Annotated in this window: 17 protein-coding genes; 3 read left to right on the forward strand and 14 right to left on the reverse strand. The window is 43.9% G+C overall.

Features of this window, described 5'->3' with window-relative positions; all coding sequences use genetic code 11:
• Positions 1-145: 145 nt before the first annotated feature.
• The 6 genes from C161_RS17945 to nikA all read right to left on the reverse strand — a co-directional run bounded on the left by C161_RS17945 (position 146) and on the right by nikA (position 7,132).
• A complete protein-coding gene (locus C161_RS17945; RefSeq protein WP_036671812.1) occupies positions 146-1,651 on the reverse strand; it encodes a malate:quinone oxidoreductase in 1,506 nt (501 codons plus the stop codon).
• A gap of 379 nt (positions 1,652-2,030) precedes the next feature.
• Positions 2,031-2,990: an ABC transporter ATP-binding protein gene (locus C161_RS17950; protein WP_084650325.1), complete on the reverse strand. Its 960-nt coding sequence runs from the start codon at positions 2,988-2,990 to the stop codon at positions 2,031-2,033.
• On the reverse strand, positions 2,987-3,787 hold the full coding sequence (locus tag C161_RS17955) for an ABC transporter ATP-binding protein (RefSeq protein ID WP_036671813.1): 801 nt from the start codon (positions 3,785-3,787) through the stop codon (positions 2,987-2,989). Before C161_RS17955 ends, C161_RS17950 begins: the two co-directional genes overlap by 4 nt.
• Positions 3,784-4,638 (reverse strand): nickel transporter permease, encoded by an 855-nt coding sequence (gene nikC / locus C161_RS17960; protein ID WP_036671814.1) that lies wholly within the window; start codon positions 4,636-4,638, stop codon positions 3,784-3,786. The genes C161_RS17955 and nikC overlap by 4 nt, the downstream gene beginning before the upstream one ends.
• Positions 4,635-5,582: a nickel ABC transporter permease gene (gene nikB, locus C161_RS17965; RefSeq protein ID WP_036671816.1), complete on the reverse strand. Its 948-nt coding sequence runs from the start codon at positions 5,580-5,582 to the stop codon at positions 4,635-4,637. The genes nikC and nikB overlap by 4 nt, the downstream gene beginning before the upstream one ends.
• Positions 5,582-7,132 (reverse strand): nickel ABC transporter substrate-binding protein, encoded by a 1,551-nt coding sequence (gene nikA / locus C161_RS17970; RefSeq protein ID WP_084650330.1) that lies wholly within the window; start codon positions 7,130-7,132, stop codon positions 5,582-5,584. Before nikA ends, nikB begins: the two co-directional genes overlap by 1 nt.
• 362 nt (positions 7,133-7,494) lie before the next feature.
• Between nikA and C161_RS17975 the strand changes: the two genes are divergently transcribed.
• Positions 7,495-7,920 (forward strand): hypothetical protein, encoded by a 426-nt coding sequence (locus C161_RS17975; RefSeq protein ID WP_036671818.1) that lies wholly within the window; start codon positions 7,495-7,497, stop codon positions 7,918-7,920.
• A 57-nt stretch (positions 7,921-7,977) separates the two neighbouring features.
• Here C161_RS17975 and C161_RS17980 read toward each other — a convergent pair whose 3' ends face one another.
• The 4 genes from C161_RS17980 to C161_RS17995 form a co-directional block, all read right to left on the reverse strand.
• Positions 7,978-8,382 (reverse strand): Imm7 family immunity protein, encoded by a 405-nt coding sequence (locus C161_RS17980; protein ID WP_036671820.1) that lies wholly within the window; start codon positions 8,380-8,382, stop codon positions 7,978-7,980.
• A 63-nt stretch (positions 8,383-8,445) separates the two neighbouring features.
• The gene (locus tag C161_RS17985; protein ID WP_036671821.1) at positions 8,446-8,856 is read right to left on the reverse strand and encodes a hypothetical protein; all 411 of its coding nucleotides are present in this window, start codon (positions 8,854-8,856) and stop codon (positions 8,446-8,448) included.
• 28 nt (positions 8,857-8,884) lie between these two features.
• Positions 8,885-10,105, reverse strand: coding sequence for a WXG100 family type VII secretion target (locus C161_RS32020; protein WP_084650335.1), 1,221 nt, complete (start codon positions 10,103-10,105; stop codon positions 8,885-8,887).
• A 185-nt stretch (positions 10,106-10,290) separates the two neighbouring features.
• A complete protein-coding gene (locus C161_RS17995; protein ID WP_036671823.1) occupies positions 10,291-11,094 on the reverse strand; it encodes a DNA-binding protein in 804 nt (267 codons plus the stop codon).
• 165 nt (positions 11,095-11,259) lie between these two features.
• On the opposite strand from C161_RS17995, the gene C161_RS18000 reads away from it, so the two are divergent.
• Together C161_RS18000 and C161_RS18005 are read left to right on the forward strand one after the other, a co-directional pair.
• On the forward strand, positions 11,260-11,598 hold the full coding sequence (locus C161_RS18000; protein ID WP_036671825.1) for a helix-turn-helix domain-containing protein: 339 nt from the start codon (positions 11,260-11,262) through the stop codon (positions 11,596-11,598).
• 31 nt (positions 11,599-11,629) lie between these two features.
• The gene (locus tag C161_RS18005; protein ID WP_036671826.1) at positions 11,630-12,331 is read left to right on the forward strand and encodes a hypothetical protein; all 702 of its coding nucleotides are present in this window, start codon (positions 11,630-11,632) and stop codon (positions 12,329-12,331) included.
• Between the two features lie 194 nt (positions 12,332-12,525).
• On the opposite strand, the gene C161_RS18010 is transcribed toward C161_RS18005, so the two are convergent.
• From C161_RS18010 to C161_RS18025, 4 genes are all read right to left on the reverse strand, one after another.
• Complete coding sequence (locus tag C161_RS18010; protein ID WP_036671828.1) at positions 12,526-13,557, reverse strand: hypothetical protein; 1,032 nt, start codon at positions 13,555-13,557, stop codon at positions 12,526-12,528.
• A 180-nt stretch (positions 13,558-13,737) separates the two neighbouring features.
• The gene (locus tag C161_RS18015; protein ID WP_036671829.1) at positions 13,738-14,496 is read right to left on the reverse strand and encodes a hypothetical protein; all 759 of its coding nucleotides are present in this window, start codon (positions 14,494-14,496) and stop codon (positions 13,738-13,740) included.
• 84 nt (positions 14,497-14,580) lie between these two features.
• A complete protein-coding gene (locus C161_RS18020; protein WP_036671830.1) occupies positions 14,581-16,275 on the reverse strand; it encodes a histidine kinase N-terminal 7TM domain-containing diguanylate cyclase in 1,695 nt (564 codons plus the stop codon).
• A gap of 335 nt (positions 16,276-16,610) precedes the next feature.
• Positions 16,611-17,381, reverse strand: a complete 771-nt coding sequence (locus tag C161_RS18025; RefSeq protein WP_036671831.1) for an AAC(3) family N-acetyltransferase — start codon at positions 17,379-17,381, stop codon at positions 16,611-16,613.
• Positions 17,382-17,395 lie beyond the last annotated feature (14 nt).

The following is a 17,395-nucleotide window of genomic DNA, read 5'->3' on the forward strand; positions in this document are numbered from 1 at the left end:
TCAAGTTCAATTTCAAGCCCAGGCTCGAGTTCAAGTTCAGGTTCTGATATACCAAATAAACCAAAAGAGAGCTAAGCACGGGTTTCGTCCCGGCTTAGCTCTCTTTTCTATGACTTCATTATGATCTAACACGATAAGCTAAACGTTATACGTGCATGACATGTTTTTCATCCGATAACCCCAGCGCCTTGGCTGTTGAAGAATGAACCTCTTTGAGGAGATCCAGATTCTCCACAAGGGATATGCCGTAGGAAGGAATCATTTCCTTGATCTTTGGCTCCCATGCCTCCATATGCTGCGGGAAACACCGCTGAAGAATCTCAAGCATGACCTGAACTGCCGTGGATGCACCCGGTGATGCACCTAGCAGAGCCGCAATCGTTCCATCTGCAGACGTGACCACTTCCGTACCAAATTGGAGCGTACCCTTGCCACCCTGGACGGTATCCTTGATCACCTGCACACGCTGGCCCGCCAGAACCATATCCCAATCCTCGCTCTTGGCACCCGGAACAAAGTCACGCAATTCTGCCATACGTTGTTCTTTGGATAACATCAGTTGCTGGATCAGATATTTGGTCAAAGAGATTTCTTTGACACCTGCTGCGAGCATCGTAAGCAGATTGTGCATCTTAACCGACGTGATTAAGTCGGCATTGGAACCCGTCTTCAGGAACTTCGGCGAGAACCCGGCAAACGGCCCGAATAACAGCGACTTTTTATTGTCGATAAATCGAGTATCCAGATGCGGAACCGACATCGGCGGAGCTCCTACCGAAGCCTTGCCATATACTTTGGCGTGATGCTGTTCCACGACTTTTTGATTTTTGCACACCATAAAGATCCCACTGACCGGGAATCCGCCGATATGTTTACCTTCCGGAATGCCCGTCTTCTGGAGCAAATGTAGACTTCCGCCGCCCGCGCCGATGAAGACAAATTTTGCCTTATGGCGTTCAACTGCACCACTCTTCAGGTTTTTCACGGATAATTCCCATTGTCCATCACTGGTGCGTTTCATATTCTTCACGCTATGTTGGTAGTGGACGCCCACTTGTTGTTCCTTCAAATGTTTGATCAGCATACGCGTTAAAGCACCAAAGTTAACGTCCGTACCGGAGTCAATTTTGGTCGCTGCAACAGGTTCATTACTGGTACGATCTTTCATCATCAGCGGCATCCATTTCGCCAACTCTTTCTTGTCATCCGAGAATTCCATGCCTGCGAACAACGGGTGATTCGACAAGGAGTCATAACGTCTTTTCAAAAACTGGACATTGCTCTCTCCATGTACATAACTCAAATGAGGAATCGGCATGATGAAGTCCCGCGGATTACGAATCAGACGGCTATTGACAAGATAGGACCAAAATTGCTTTGAGATCTGAAATTGTTCATTCACTTTAATCGCTTTGCTAATATCTACGGTTCCGTCTGGTCGTTCAACGGTATAGTTAAGTTCGCACAATGCAGCATGCCCGGTTCCGGCATTATTCCATTCGTTGGAGCTTTCCTCTCCTGCAGTGGCTAGCTTTTCGAAAACCTTAATATTCCAGTCTGGTGCCAATTCTTTTAGCAAAGTTCCCAAAGTTGCACTCATAATTCCGGCACCAATCAAGATAACATCTGTACTCGTTTGTCCCTGGCTCATGTCTACCGTCCTTATATCCTATATTTGCCAAAAGGATGTAAGCGTTATCGATTTGGCATTTGCAGCAAGCCCATTCTTGAACGGGATCGCACCTTCTCTGAATGATTATAACCTTGATCTAGTGTATCAATAATATAGAGCAATTTAAATATGCAATTTCAAGATATTTGCTATTCCATCAGTATACGCTAGTTTACATCGGAACGTTAGCCCGGTTATAGGCCTGAAAGATATATTTGTTCAAAACAAAGAAAGGAACCCGGTTTTAGGGGGACTTTGGATGATCAAATGGATGCACTAAAAGCCGCTCTCGAATCTCTTCGTAAGGCGGCTTCATATATAAATTAACGATTACCACCCCCGGCGTCTCCGGGAGTACTCAGAAGATTGAAATCAATTCCTTTGTATAGGGATGGCGTTCTTCAGCGAACAACGCATCTGCACCAAAGCGGTCAACGATCTGACCTTCCCGCATAACGATGATGCGCTGGCTCATGCGATGTACCGCGGCCAAGTCATGCGAGATGAACACGTATGACAGACCAAGCGACGTTCGGAGATCGGTGAGCAACTGCAAAACTGCTCCTTGCGAGATCACGTCCAGGCTGGCCGTTGGTTCATCCAGAACAACAACGTCCGGTTCAATGCCAATAGCACGTGCAATCGTGACGCGCTGACGCTGTCCACCACTTAGCTCATGGGGGTAACGTCCAGCCAAATCGCTAGGAAGCTCCACCGCTTCAAGCAACTTTTGGACGTAAGCCTCCTTCGACGTATAGGTAAAGTGGGACAGCTCGGCGTTCCGTCCAAGTTGTTCGTACGGATCAATCAGCGAATCAGCAATCTTGAGCTTCGGGTTTAGTGCAGCCATTGGATTCTGGAAAACAATCTGAATCTTCCGGCGATGAGGTCGCAACCGTCGGCCGCTCAGCCGTGCAATATCCTGTCCACCCAGTGTAATCGAGCCTGTATCTGCATCCTCAATCCGTAGCAGACAGCGGGCGAGCGTACTCTTGCCGCACCCGCTCTCGCCAACTAGGCCAAGACATTCGCCGTGGTTCAGGGTGAAGGAAATATCGTTCACAGCCGGTCGGTCTGCACCCGCATACGTTCGGCTCAGTTGTTCCACGTGAAGCACAGGATTGCCAAGGGTGCTGAGCGATGAATCATTGTCTGAACCGGCATTATCTGTATCCGCATGATCTGAATTTGTAGTATTTTTGACTGCATTGTCTGTGTCTGCATGGTTTACCTCTTTTACAAAATCGTGGCTTCGCACACCAGATTCTTCTTCGGACTGCACAAGTCCACGGCGTTCAGCATCTGTGGTTTTCTTCATTCCGTTCCTGCCTCCTTCAATCCCGACTTCAGTGAGCGACTCAGAACGGGGGCCGCATCAATTAGCTGGCGCGTATATTCATGCTGGGGATGGTCAAGAATGCGATGTTTCCCGCCAGATTCGACGATCTGCCCTTCCTTCATCACAGCCAAGCGGTTGGCATAGCGACGTACATGGCGCCAATCATGTGTGATAAACAGAATGGCACATCCCGTCTCCGCTTGTTTGCGTGCCAGCAGTTCCAACACGCGATGCCCAGACACACTATCGAGTGCCGTCGTTGCCTCGTCTGCAATTAGCAGACGAGGAGACAGCATCAGCGAGGTGGCAATCGAGGCCCGCTGAAGCTGTCCACCGCTCAACTGGAACGGATAGCGGCGCAGCAATTCAGCGCCAAGGCCAACCGATTCCAGCGCTTCCTCCGCTCGTTTCTTGCGGATGGCAGAAGACTTTTCTCCATGTACCTTCTGGTATTCATCAAAGTGCCCACCAATGCTGCGAAAGGGCGTAAATGCTCCCTGATAGTCTTGAAAAATATATGAGATGCGGCTTCCCCGCAGGGCGCGCATCTCCTTTGGCTTCCGTTCGAGCAGGTTGCTACCTTCGAACATGACTCGCCCCGACGCATGCAAGTTGGGCGGCAGCAGACGACCAATCGCTTGCGAGAGCAAGCTTTTGCCACTACCACTCTGTCCAACCAATGCCATGAACTCGCCTTCGCGAACAGCCAGAGAGACTTGATCTACAATCGTACGATCCCGACTGGAGATGCTCAGTTCCTCAATGGAGAGAATCATGGCTGCACCTCCTTCTTCACGTCAAACCGGTCTCTTAGATAGTCGCCCAGCATGTTGGCAAGCAGCACTACCGAGACAATGGCAAGACCCGGATAGATCATCAGCTCCGGCCGAGACTGGAAGTAAGGCCGTGAGTCGTTCAGCATCGCACCCCATTCAGGTGTTGGCGGCTGTGCGCCAAGGCCGATGTAGGACAACGAAGAGATGAGCAGGATGATTTTGCCCAGATCAAGACTGGCCAGCACGAGCACATGGCCTGCGATATGTGGAAGCAGATGTTTTCTCATGATACGACCATCCGACAATCCGTTGGTACGGGCAATCCGAATGTAATCCTTTTGTGACTCCGATAAAACCGTACTTCGAACGAGACGCGCATAGCTGACCCACTTTACGATCACAATCGCCAATACCAGATTACCGATTCCCGCGCCAAGCAAGCCACTTAGCACAATCGCCACGATGGTATCAGGGAAAGCGAGAAAAGCATCAGCGATGCGCATGAACAGCTTATCGACCCAGCCACGTTTGTATCCTGCTATCAGTCCAAAAGGAATACCGATCAGCAGTGCAGCACCGAGTGCCAGCAAGCTATAACCAAGCGTTTGGCCGCCACCAAGCAACAGACGTGTCAGTACATCGCGGCCCAGATGGTCGGTGCCGAACGGATGGAGAGCACTTGCACCCTGCAATCGTCCGCGCAGATCGGTTAAGGTATGATCATGCTTCAGAACTAAAAAGGCATACAAGGAGGCCGCGATGACCAGCAGGGCAAATAGCAGACCAATGATCGCCTGCCAGCTATGTTTTTTAGATTTTGTAGTTGGAATGGGTAGGGGTATGGTTTTCATCGGTGGGCCTCCTTTTCCTTGAGTTTCATTTCGGGATTCAAATAACGGTACGACAGATCAACCGCCGTATTCACGAGGAATACCACGATGGCCATGATCAGAATGTAACCCTGAATCAGTGGATAATCACGCTGGCGGATGGCGTCGACGACAAGCTTGCCAATACCCGGATAAGCGAACAACACTTCAATTACAACAACTCCGCCAATCAGGCTACCGAGACTGACGCCGAATACTGTAATGACAGGCGGCAGACTGTGCCGGAAGGCGTGAAGCATGAAGATCCGGCCTTCGGATAACCCTCTTGCCCGGGCGGATCGAACGAACTCCTGGCTAAGAGAATCTAGCAGGCTGGAACGCAAAAGACGCACATAAACGCTGGAGATGGCAAGTCCCAGCGTCAGAGATGGCAGAATAAGCGAGGTGAATCCATCCCGGCCCATGGTTGGCAGATTGCCGAAGCGTACGCCGAACATGTCGATCAGGATTAGACCCAGCCAGAAACTTGGCACCGCCGCACCCACAATGGAGAGCATCCGGCTGCCGCGGTCAATCCAACTGCCACGATGGAGTGCAGATAGCGAGCCGAGCGGGATAGCTATAACAAGCATGACCAGCAGTGCGCCAATCGTCAGTTCAGCCGTAGCAGGCAGCGCACGCAGCAGGGTCTGCATAACTGGCTGGCCTGTTGAATACGATACGCCGAAGTCGAGACGAACAAAATCGAGCAACCAGTTGCCGAACTGGACAGGAAGCGAATCATTGAATCCCATCTCCTCGCGTACAGCTTCGACCTGCTCCTGACTAACAGACAGTTCGTCCACATTCAGGATCGTCAGCACGGGATCACCCGGAGCCAGACGAATGAACAGGAAGCTCACAAACATAATGAACAACAGAAAGATAAATACTTCAAGGAACTTCCGAAGCAAAATGCGAAACATTACATCACATCCAGCTTATTGGTAATCATGTAATATTCACTGCGAGTGGTAACCCAGTTCTTGATCTTCTTGCCGTTGTAGGCAACGATCGTACCTGGATGCAGCACGAATGAATTCAGTACGTTATCATGCACATAGTTGGCTGCCTTCTCGGCAAGCTCTGCGCGCTTCTCCGGTGCAACTGTGAGATTCAGTTCGTCGATGATCTTGGTCAGCTCTGGATCTTCCGATCCGCTGAAATTAAGGGCACCCTTCGGATGGTATGTTGCATTCAGGTAATAACCAGCATCTCCACGAGGGGCCGTCAAATTACTGTACGTTGCAATATCCCAGTCGCGATTAGACGCCATATAATCTTCTGGCGTGTCAATCTGACGAATCTGTACGTCGATACCGATCTTCTTCGCATCAGACTGGAACACTTGAGCGATCAGTGGTAGATCGGCACGAGCTGAATATGTCAGCAACGTCAGCTGCAATGGTTTGCCATCCTTGGTCATCACGCCGTTTTGCTGCGTGTACCCTGCTTCGTTGAGATATTTTACAGCGACATCAGCTCCGGATTCCGTTGCTGTATCCGTATAGGTTGGTGCGAATGGCAGCGATGGCAGGAACGGCCCGATGGCTGCTTCGCCATAGCCGAGCAGGATCGTGTCCACGATACCCTGACGATCAATCAGCGCGTCCAGCGCACGACGAACATTAAGGTCCTTCATACTCTCCCGCTGCATGTTCATCGTTAGCTGATGCACGCGGAATGTCGATGTGGACTCAACCTTCATGCCGTCCATCGCTTTGAGCGATTCGAGGCTTTCGACTTCCGGACGGTATACGATATCTACCTGCCCAGATTTGAGCGCTAGTGTACGGGCATTGGCATCTTCATTGAATGAGAACGTGATGGAATCCAGAGGCGATGCTCCATCCCAATATTCATCATAGCGATCCAGTTGCAGCTTGCTGCCTGGGGTAAAAGAGGTCAGTTTGAACGGGCCCGTACCAATGGGCTTGTTCACAATGTCCGGCTCACTCACGTCGATAATCGCCGTGTTGGGGTTCACCAGTTCCGAAGCGAACTCCGGGAACGGCTGAGTTGTAGTGATCTCCAATTTGTCGCCCTCGGCTTCAATCGTATCAATCTTCAGCGCGTTCTGGATGGCTACATTCTCTTCCAGTGCCCGCTCAAGGGATGCCTTAACGGATTCACCCGTCATTGGCTTGCCGTTCTGGAATGTCACATCATCTCGCAGGTCGATCGTCCAATGCTGCCCATCTTCGCTCTCCCAGCTCTCGGCGAGCCATGGAGCAACCGTCAAGTTCTCTTCATCGAGACGAACCAGCGTTTCCGTAATGCCCGCGCGCAGCGGCACATAGCTGGAATCCACATGTGGATCTAGCGAACTGGTGGAGAAGTTATATAGGAAGTGAACATTTTTATTATCGGTGGATGGTTGCGCAGCGGGACTGGACTCAGATGATCCGCAGGCGCTCAACAGTCCAGCGCTCAAGGCCAAGGAGACCAGCGCTAGCAGTGGCGTCTTTTTATTCAAGGTAATGCCCCTCTCTCTTAATCGTAATCATTATGATCTGAACAATGAGTATTATCATATCGTAATGATTACGTTTTGACAAGAGTTATGTTGGTGTTAGAACGAGAAAAAATCCGACTCTCGGATGAGAGCGGATTCTTCATGTTTTTTGTTACATATGAGTGCTCTATTAGCGGGCATTCCCTTTACGATCCGGGATTGTTTAGATGTAGAACCATGCAAGATTACTCGAAGAGTTACAATCCAGTTTCGTAGTCTTCCAGCAAATGTGACCAGTAACCTCGATGTGCTTTAAGGATTAAAACAAAATGGCGGAACATTTCAAATACAAAATTCGTTTAGGGACTAAGAGGGGGAGTACGATGAGAAGATATTCACTTATCGCCTTAATGTTTGCTACTGTTATAATCCTGATTCTTAGCGGCTGTCAAAGTTCTAATCAGCCCGATCAAGTCGGAGTAAGGAAAGTACCGAAGGAATTACACACCTTTTATCCTGGCGATATTACACAGGTTGATTCTATTGAAATGATGAGTGGCAGTGATGGTACTAAAAAAACAACTACAGATCAAGTGCTGATTCAGGAATGGATTGAAAAGGTACACGATTTAGAAATTGTACTTGATCCGGATCAAGAAGATTCAACAGGGGTTTTGTACCATGTCACGATGTTTGAGCAGGGAAAAGAATTGCTGTACATGACACCTACCGATATGAATCATCAGCCAATAGAGCCGCAGTTGGAATTAGCTGACCGAATGTCGGAACTTTATGATGCCATAGAATAAGAGTGTTCATGTGGCCTGTATTCAAAATGACTACATGCTGAAAAGTTCGATTTGAAATTATCCTTCGTAATCATCTTCTAGTTTAGGTATGAATGGGGAGAGAAAGGGATCATTATTCTCCATTACTTTACCTCGGACTAAAGTGTAGACCTTAAACTGATTGAAGGTTTCCGTATCATCACTATCTCTTACATAAAGAATTCCATAGGAGCCTGGAGCTATTTCACCTACTTTTCTAAACACTTCGGTGGGATCATACTTTGATACAGGTTTGTGATTATCTAGGCCCGCTGTCCATAGTTGAAAGTCACCATTAACTGCTCTCACGTCCAAAACACCTGTAGGCCAATTTAGCTCCTCTACATATTCCCGAAGATGTTGAATAACTAAACCATATTGATACTCATTTTCTTCAAACGACGCACACTCTCTAATGGTTGCCCAGCCATGATATTCGTACATTACTTTTCACATCTCCTAAACTCTCAAATAAACTTAGGTACTCGCTTATTATACTCATTTCATCTATTTTAACCCCTTAAGAAATTCCTCTAATATTTTTTGGCTGGCAGTGCCTGCTCCTGAAATTGCATTATGCACACGATCTAATATCATTGGATGATTTATAATTCGTTGCTTATGTTCAGTAGATGTGTAACTTCTTAATGTATCTATACATATTTCAAACAACTCGCTGTCTTCAACAGAAAGTAGAGAAAGCAGGATTTCAAATTCTTGTGTGTGCTGTGTACTATCTAGACAGTAAGCCAGCTTTTTCTTCCAGTACAGTGGTTTATTCAACACCTCAATGGTTAACTGATCCCAATCACTTTGTCCGAAATCCTCCAATATTTCTGCTGCTATAATACAACCGTCATCATACCAGGAATCAACTGTGGTCACAGCTGATAAAAGATTATCTAATTGTTTGTACATATTTTATAGTTACCTTTCATTTTATAAGTTAGAAACCTGCTGGTTGGGGTGCGTTTACATCACCTGTAGGATAGGCGCTACTAACTTCATCCCCATTTTTAATTACATCAACTTCTACACCATCAACCTTCTCACGATGCCACGTAGCCCTATCTCTTATTCTTGATGATATGGCGGGCGTATCTCCAACATCTTTTATACTTCCAATAATCTTATCTTCACTCCACCAATTTGGAAACAAAGTACTATGCTTAAGTTTAGAAATATTTCCATCTTCGAATTGTTTAGTAAAGAGAACATACTTAGTTCCATCCGGATTACTTCTTACTACTTCTACAGCATAACTATTGTTGCTATTGTTTATATTGGGTGAGTGTCCACCTATCAAAATATTTTTTGGGACTTTTCGCTGCCCTTCCAATATTTTAGATTCCATTTCTGAATTGATAATAGTTTTTGGAGTCGCTCCCAAGCTGTTATCGGTCTGAGTATTCTCAACTCTGGATTCAGCCTTCTTTATATTATTCTGAATCTTAGATGCCAAGCCAGTTGACGAAGTTTTAAACGGTCCTGAACGTCCCGGCATACTTCCTCGAACCATCTGAATCGCCATGAATATCTGACTAAACTTCAGAGAGGTCACCATCATCTGAGCATACTTATCGGATACAGGCTCTCCTGTCGTAGGATGAATGCCCATCTCAAACGCCTTGATCTGTAACGCAAAAATATCTTCTCCAGGCGGTTCAACGTTCACAGCTTGCATGCGATTAAAGTCCAGATTTCCCTGATCCCTCTGATAAGCCTGAAGAGCAGCCTGATCCGCAACACCATTCTCGTTGACAGGCATCCATACCAATTTACCGAACATATTGACTTGCGCCATCCGATAGCCCTTATCACCCGAATTTGAACCACCTGCTGATTTGGTCATCATAGCTGCGGCACCGACTGCTCCAAACGCACCACCCAGACTTCCCTTCTGAGCATCAGCATTTTGGAAACGCGTGGCGATATCCTTCAATTCCTTGGATGTATTCACCATACTCTCCAGCGCTTTATCCAGTATAGGTCGTGACTGCTCGAACTCATAGTAAAATCGCTCCTGCGTCGCGCCCATCCATATCATCTGAACGAACATGATCTGTCTCGTCAGATCACTTCGTATACTCTCCAACTGTTGTCTGGCTTGATCCACCTGATTTGATACGTGATGTAGTTGTTCAGGGGTAACTTTGATTGTACTCATACGTTTCTCCGCTCATTTGAAATAGGATTATCCTATGTTAGCAGAAGTGTAATATGTAAACTATCCGGCTAACATCCTGATTTCACCATGATAAAAACACAAGCTGTGCTCCTCATCGGTGCTATGGTCCTATATGCATATACCCACTTCAAGGAATATCCTACCAGTTTCAGTAAGCCCCCCTCCTACTTCATCTCCTCCAACATCACCCGATACCGTACAATCTGTTCCGCTGTCGCCTCTTCCCGCAATGATTCCAACAATGCTGTGCACCTTATAAAATACCGATCCATCCCATGCTTATCCGCTAACCGAATCGCCTGCAAAATGAACTCCACGGCCTCCTGCGGTCTTCCCATCCATTGTTCGTACAGAGCTCGCTGATAACAGTAATGGTACATATTATCGTTGTTTGAAGAACCCTCTTCTTTGCCAATACCCTGTATCCGATCCTCGAACACATGTAAAAGCCGATCAATCTGCCACCTATGCCGCACTGCTGCTTCCGTAATCACTTTCAGACCTGCCAACCATTCCTCCGGATGCTCAAGCAAAAAGTTCACAAACTCCTCCAGCAGTTCCACCTGCCCAGCTTCAATCTCAAGAGCATACCGATTCACCTGTGCCCTATGCCTGAATTCATGCATCACCTGCATACCTACCTCATCCAAATCCTCCATCCATCCCTGTTCTGCATATTGATCGATACATGCTCGCGCCTGATCTACCTGTCCCATCTTCTGGTGAGCCATACCCCGCATTAGGTGACTGAACCCATAATAGTAGACCAAGGGACGCTCGATGTGTATATGTGGTGCATGCATTCCCTTTGACTGATACTCCTGCCGCTCTTCATGGATGGACTGCACACATTGATATAACATATCCGCCCTCTCCATCACCTTGTTCCAATTTTCAAAGGCCACAGCCATGTCCAACATTTCAACAATGATGTCCGGTTTGAGTGATTTTAGGATAGATTTTCGCAAAAGAAGATCCTCCTTAATTATCCATTTTCTTATAATTGTATAGATAAATCAAAATAAGATCAACCTAAATTGTACTTATAAGTACTTTTATTTAACAGTACAGTTTGCACATATTAGTCTGTAAGGATTCTATAACCTCTTCTAACCTTAAGTGGAGGTGATCAAATGAGTTTACCAGAGGACGTAGGAAATCGAATACGTGAGTTAAGAAAGGCAAAAGGCTGGACTCAGGAACAACTGGCGGAAGCAGCAAGCCTTCATTATAGCTATATTGGTGGAGTTGAACGGGGAGATCGGAATATTTCACTTGAGACTTTGGAGAAAATAATTAACGCATTCAAGGTACCAGCTGTTGAGATCTTTAAATTCGAGGAGGAGACAGATTATCGTAAAGCATTCGATGAACACATTACATTAATTTCAGCTCTGGATGTCGAAGAACTTCTATCTATAACTAAAATAAACAGAGAAATCATCACTAATTTTAAAAAGATTAGTAATTAGGTAATTTCAACAATATATAAGGAGTATTCTGATGCTAGAACTTATATTTTCAATTGTATTAATTGTAATAGGTTTGGTACTTCCATTTTTATTATTCCTAGTAGGTAAGCATTTTAGTAGTTATAAAGAAGAAGTTCTAATTTGGACGCTATTCTACTTAGTATCCGCTGTGATCGGGCTTTACCTAATATCAAAAGGAGTTTTATTGAATTATTGGCTAATACAGAATGGACAACTAATAGGTTATATTATATTCCTATTGAGTATTCTTCAAATAACACTATTAATAATTTATATTATTTACCTTTTTTCTAGATGGGCTATTAGTTTCATTAAGAACCCCAACCCTTGGTCAAAGATAGGCTTACAAGCGAATGTTACACTACAAATAATGTTCTTAATTTTATTCTTGATAATGCCAAGTATGATGTTTTCACTTTTGTATAATATCTGGGCTATTACATCTGATCAAGAATACATTATGGATACTTTTGATGCCTTTTTCTATACTTTTTCGATAAATTTTTCTCTACCCCTGACAGGTGTTTTTGTTACTTTTCAACATCAGGTTAACAGTACTGGTTTATTAAGGACAATTCAGATTTCACAAATTATAACCTCAAAAATAATCGAGTTTGGAGTAATTGGTTACATAGCGGCAAACTTAGGATATCTCATTTCTTCAGAAAAAAACTCGATTCAAAACAGAAAGAGAATTAGAAATCAAAAATGAATGTGCAACCTCTCATATTACACAAATATCGGATTTTAATAATTTAATCACAAAATACACAACCCTAATTCAAGGCTTCTTTTATCTGAATTGAAAGCGATATGTAAACTAGTAGAACCCTCTGAATTAGTACAGAGGGTTCTACTAGTTTTTTATATGAGTAGATTTCATTAAATTCAAGACGATACTTCCTGTTAATTTTCATTATTATATAACTCATTTAGTTCAGTTGAATTAACATAATGTCTTTCTGCTAAATCTGCAGTGAACTTATTAATTTCTTGTCCTATATGCATTGTACTTTGAACTTGGAAAAGTCTGGTCAAAATGATGTTCCCTAATTCAATTGTTTGTTCAGATATAAATTCTCCCATTATCTCTACTTGAGGAGGATTTCTCAAAAACTCAAGTATCTTCTCAGTAGTAATTTCACCATTATATATTTCATACTTGTTTGAGTTAATTTCACTAAATTTATCCTTATTCAATAATTTCATTGATGGCTTACTCCTACTAATGAATGTATTAAACGAAGATTCATCTACAATATACACACCATTTATATATAATGGTGCTCCTACCATTGAAGTTGTGATTATTAATCTATGTGTGTTTAATATTTGTTCATTATCGTTTATTTTCAATTGATCTTTTACATAATCTAAATGTTCCACAAAATAATCTGCAATTCTATTTATTTGAGATGTTTCTTCATACAATTTGTATAAATGATTTGCATGTTGTCTTGTAGTGTAGGGTTGCACGTGGGACTTACATTCAACAAAGAACACATCTGAACCTATTTTAAATACTACATCACATTGGTATTCTGTCTCATTATCTCTTTTATATAAGGACCCTGTTTTGATATTCCTCATCTTTAAACCTACTTTAGTTCGTTCTTCAAATCCAGTTCCTCTAAATGATAATTCTAACTCCCTATTAAGGAAGTTAGATGCCAATGCACGAGGAATATCACTATTTACTAATAAAGAAGGTACTATAACAAATAAGTCATCAAACTTTATAAAAGGGTTGTCTGTGATATCCTGTGAATTTTTACTGAAAATGAATCCTTCAAAAATTACGCTGAATTCAGATTTATTGAAACCATGTCTTGTAAAAAATTCTTTCCATTGTTTTTTAGTTTTACTTAAACAGTACTCCTTTAAACTATACTTTTCTTCGTTTCGTTTTTTTAGAAATCTTTGGCACTCTTCTACCAAAAGTTGATATGCCGATAACCATCTATGAAGTTTTACATTATCAACAGTTTCTTCGAGAGTAACTGTTCCAAATAATAAACGAGATACTAAATACGTTATTTTATTTTTTTGTTCTTTTAAAAGCTCTTCTTTGGCTTTTATATCATTTAATTCATATTTAGAAACTAACTCTCCTAAAATTTAAAATTCCCAACTTTCCTTTAAATTTATATATCTGGCGTTAGATACCATATTATTCAATTGAAATTCCTTGTCTTCAATATTTACTTTAAAGATTTCAAGTTCAGAATATTCATCAATCTTAACAGAAGAGTACTTCCATAGATTAATGATATTATCAATCTCAACCCAGTAAATGCTAAAATCAATGTGCTTGTTAGATATGTCTAATAACGAATCTGAAATATTGTTATTATGACGACAAAAATCAATATTGTTATACATAAAACTTTTTAGAATCATACCTGTAGACTCTACTGCTGAATCAAATAAACCTACTCTTGTTCTCCAAATTTCAGAATCAAATTGCTCACTATGCAATGAGCTTAAAAACCTTTCTAGAGATAACACATATGAGCTGACCATATTGTTAGGATTAAGCTCAACAAATTGATTAAAATATTCATCTTTCTTTTCATTAAACTGAACTACTAATTTATACAGTTTATTTGCTTCATCTATTAATTTATTTAATTGTTCAAATTCATGATTATTCAACCTATTCCTCAGATGCTCAGTAACTTCTTTAATTAACTGATTTTGCTTATCATTATTATATAAATTTAAGTATAGCCCTGAAGATTTTATAGTTGTTAATAAATACTTGATCCCTTTTAACTCATACACTTCATCTAGAAATCTAATAAATTTCTTATTACCTTTCCTCATAACATTCTCTATTTCGTGTATGTTAAACCTTTGGAAATCATTAAGCGCCATTCATCTCACTCCTAAAACAAATTAATTACTATGCTTCGTTCGCCAACTCAAGAGGGAGAGAGTATATATCTCAATCCTTATAACTCAAATAACTCCCCGCTCAAACTCCGCAAACTCCACTCTGTTCCGCCCATTCTGCTTCGCCTGATACAAGGCCTTATCCACCGCAGCGAACAGCTGCGTCAAATAACCCTCTGGATTGTCAGGCACATGCACAACTTCAAAATCCTCAAAGGACAGAATACCAATACTAATCGTAATGGACACCTGCATAATCTCGTGATCGACCATGATGTGGTTGGACTCCACAGCTGTTCTCACGCGCTCCGCGATCTGGTTCGCCAGATCATGCTCCGTATGCGGAAGGTAGATCATGAACTCTTCCCCGCCATAACGCGTCAGGATATCGGTACTGCGAATCGATTGTTTGACCGCCTCCGCCGTGCGAACAAGCACTTCATCCCCGATGACGTGTCCGTAGCGATCATTGATCGCTTTGAAGTAGTCGATATCGAGCAGCAGGAGAGAGAATGGTGTTTTGTATTGAATATTGGTAATAACCTCGTGATTCAGATGTTGGGTCAGATAACGACGGTTGTAACAGTTGGTTAAACTGTCCGTCAGGGCGAGTTCCTCCAGTTTGCGATTGGCCTCGGATAATTCCTGACGGATCAGGTCTAGCGCCTGATTTCGCTCCTGAAGCGTCACGTTCTGGCGATTCATCTCTTTCACGTAGAAACGCTCCTGCGAGACATCCTGGAACGTGAGAATATGACCGATCGGCACAAGAGCCGAATCCACAATCGGAGAAGATTGCAGGATATAGTGCCGGATATTGTTGTCCCGCTCCACGATCACTTCAATGTGAGAGAGGGTATTTTCTTTTTTCTTATAGTGATTCACGAACGCCCGACAGCTGCCCACAACATGAACAGACTCCAGAAAGGCTTCCATATCAAAAGAATCCCCCACATGCAGATCCATAAAGGATCGAGAGGCTTTGTTCGCTTCAACAATGACTTCATTCTCATCCAGTACCAGGATGCCATATGGAATGGTATTGATTACGTCCTCATGGGCGATGGAGACCAGATCGAACACATTGTATCTTTTGATCACATAGACAAAGAACAGGTCCGACAGAAAGATCCCCAGCGAAGTCATACCAGGAATGATCGGCAACCAGCGGGCTAGAACGACATTCAGAATCGCATCAATCGTTGCAAAGACAGCCAAGACCAGGATGCCCAACAGGGTGATTCTCACCTGTTTTTTGATCATGGCAGACGTATGCGAAGAATACACCGCCCGGAATAGAACCACGAGAGAAGTCAAGAAATAGCTCACCAGAATAACCATCACAACCCAGAACCAAGGGCCGTAAGCCCGCTCAATGTACCCGCCCTCCAGTGGAATGACGAATTCGTTCCATGGATTAGCGACCACACCTATAGCCCCGATCACCGCAGGGACAAATAGCAAGAAGGTTCCTTTTGCACTCAGACGCTCTGAATAACCGGTAATAAAGATCGTCAGTAGAAGCCACCCGCTCCCAAGCAAGGAGACCGCAACGAAAGATAAGGTAACGTAGAACAATTGCAGACCGGAATCATCCGTGAGCGTACTCGCAAATTGACAGAAAGGCCAGAGCATCATCAACCCGTGAAATAAAAAGTACACTTTATGTAAGTTCGTAATTCTAACTGTAGCAAACACATATACACCTACACCAAACAAAAGGACAAATAAAAAGAGATCATACCATACTAAAGGGTTCACGAATCTTCTCCTTCTTAGATGCTACAATGACAACGTGGTTGTTCATGATTCTATGTGATACTTATATAAAACTTCAATAAACACCTATACAATTCTGCTACGCCAAACTTATTGGTTAATTTAACCATATCTTATCACACCGCCATAAGGGTGAGTAGCCCATACACTGGAAGTCCGACCAACCTCTGATCGAAATGTTGATCTATTTCTGATTATTTATGAATGCTTTTGAAGGTTTAGAGTACAAACAGGAGAGGAGATCATCTGCTCGGGAGTTATTCAGCTATCATCAAGTGGTCGATATCGAGCCATCCGGCTACCGGACGGCCCTTGTATCATTCGGTTACTGCATGTAGAGGGAGATTGTCCGTGAATAGATCGGGGTTATGCTTGAGCATCTCCGTAATTACCTCTGCTGTCTTAGCCGCATCACACACTCTTACGACCGCATCACCGAGCATTCCTTTACGCATCGCACCTTCGCGAACCAATACCTCGTCTACTTTCCAAAAATGCTCCGACCATGGCAACCCACAATGTCTGCGGGATGGTACTGAAATCTGGCTTCCATCTGGTAAAACCGTATAAAGCATCTCATGCTCGTCCGTCATTCTGCCAGGGATGTCCACCCACTCTTCGACCCCATGGATAAATGTATTCCGCTTCAAATCAACGCCTACTAACAAGATCGTCGCTTTCCGATCAAGCAGTTTCCCCCATGCTGAACCTCTCGCACACGGTGTATCGAAGAGATGATCGTCCTTCGTAAATGCCTCTGCGTCCCTTCCCAGTGCCGCTACCGAATGCGTAGGGTGCCATGAACGAACTACGCCCGGACGTTTACGAAAAAGTTCAGGAAGAATACCCACACAACAGGAAGAAGTTTCCACGTGGAACACTGGGTTATCCGCATTAATGGTAGACCACGTATGAGTGGGAAGCACCAACAATCCCTCTTTCATATAGTCGCTAAAGGCATCCAACACCGTGTCTGCTCCACCTTCAACCTCGCCTATACTTTTCATGGAAGAGTGAATGAGCACCGTGCCTTGCCTATCCACACCAAGCTGCTCTAGTTGCTGCATCAAGCTTTCTTTTGTATACATGTCCTTCCTCCTTC

The organism is Paenibacillus sp. FSL R5-192 (assembly GCF_000517845.1).
GTDB classification, from domain to species: domain Bacteria; phylum Bacillota; class Bacilli; order Paenibacillales; family Paenibacillaceae; genus Paenibacillus; species Paenibacillus amylolyticus.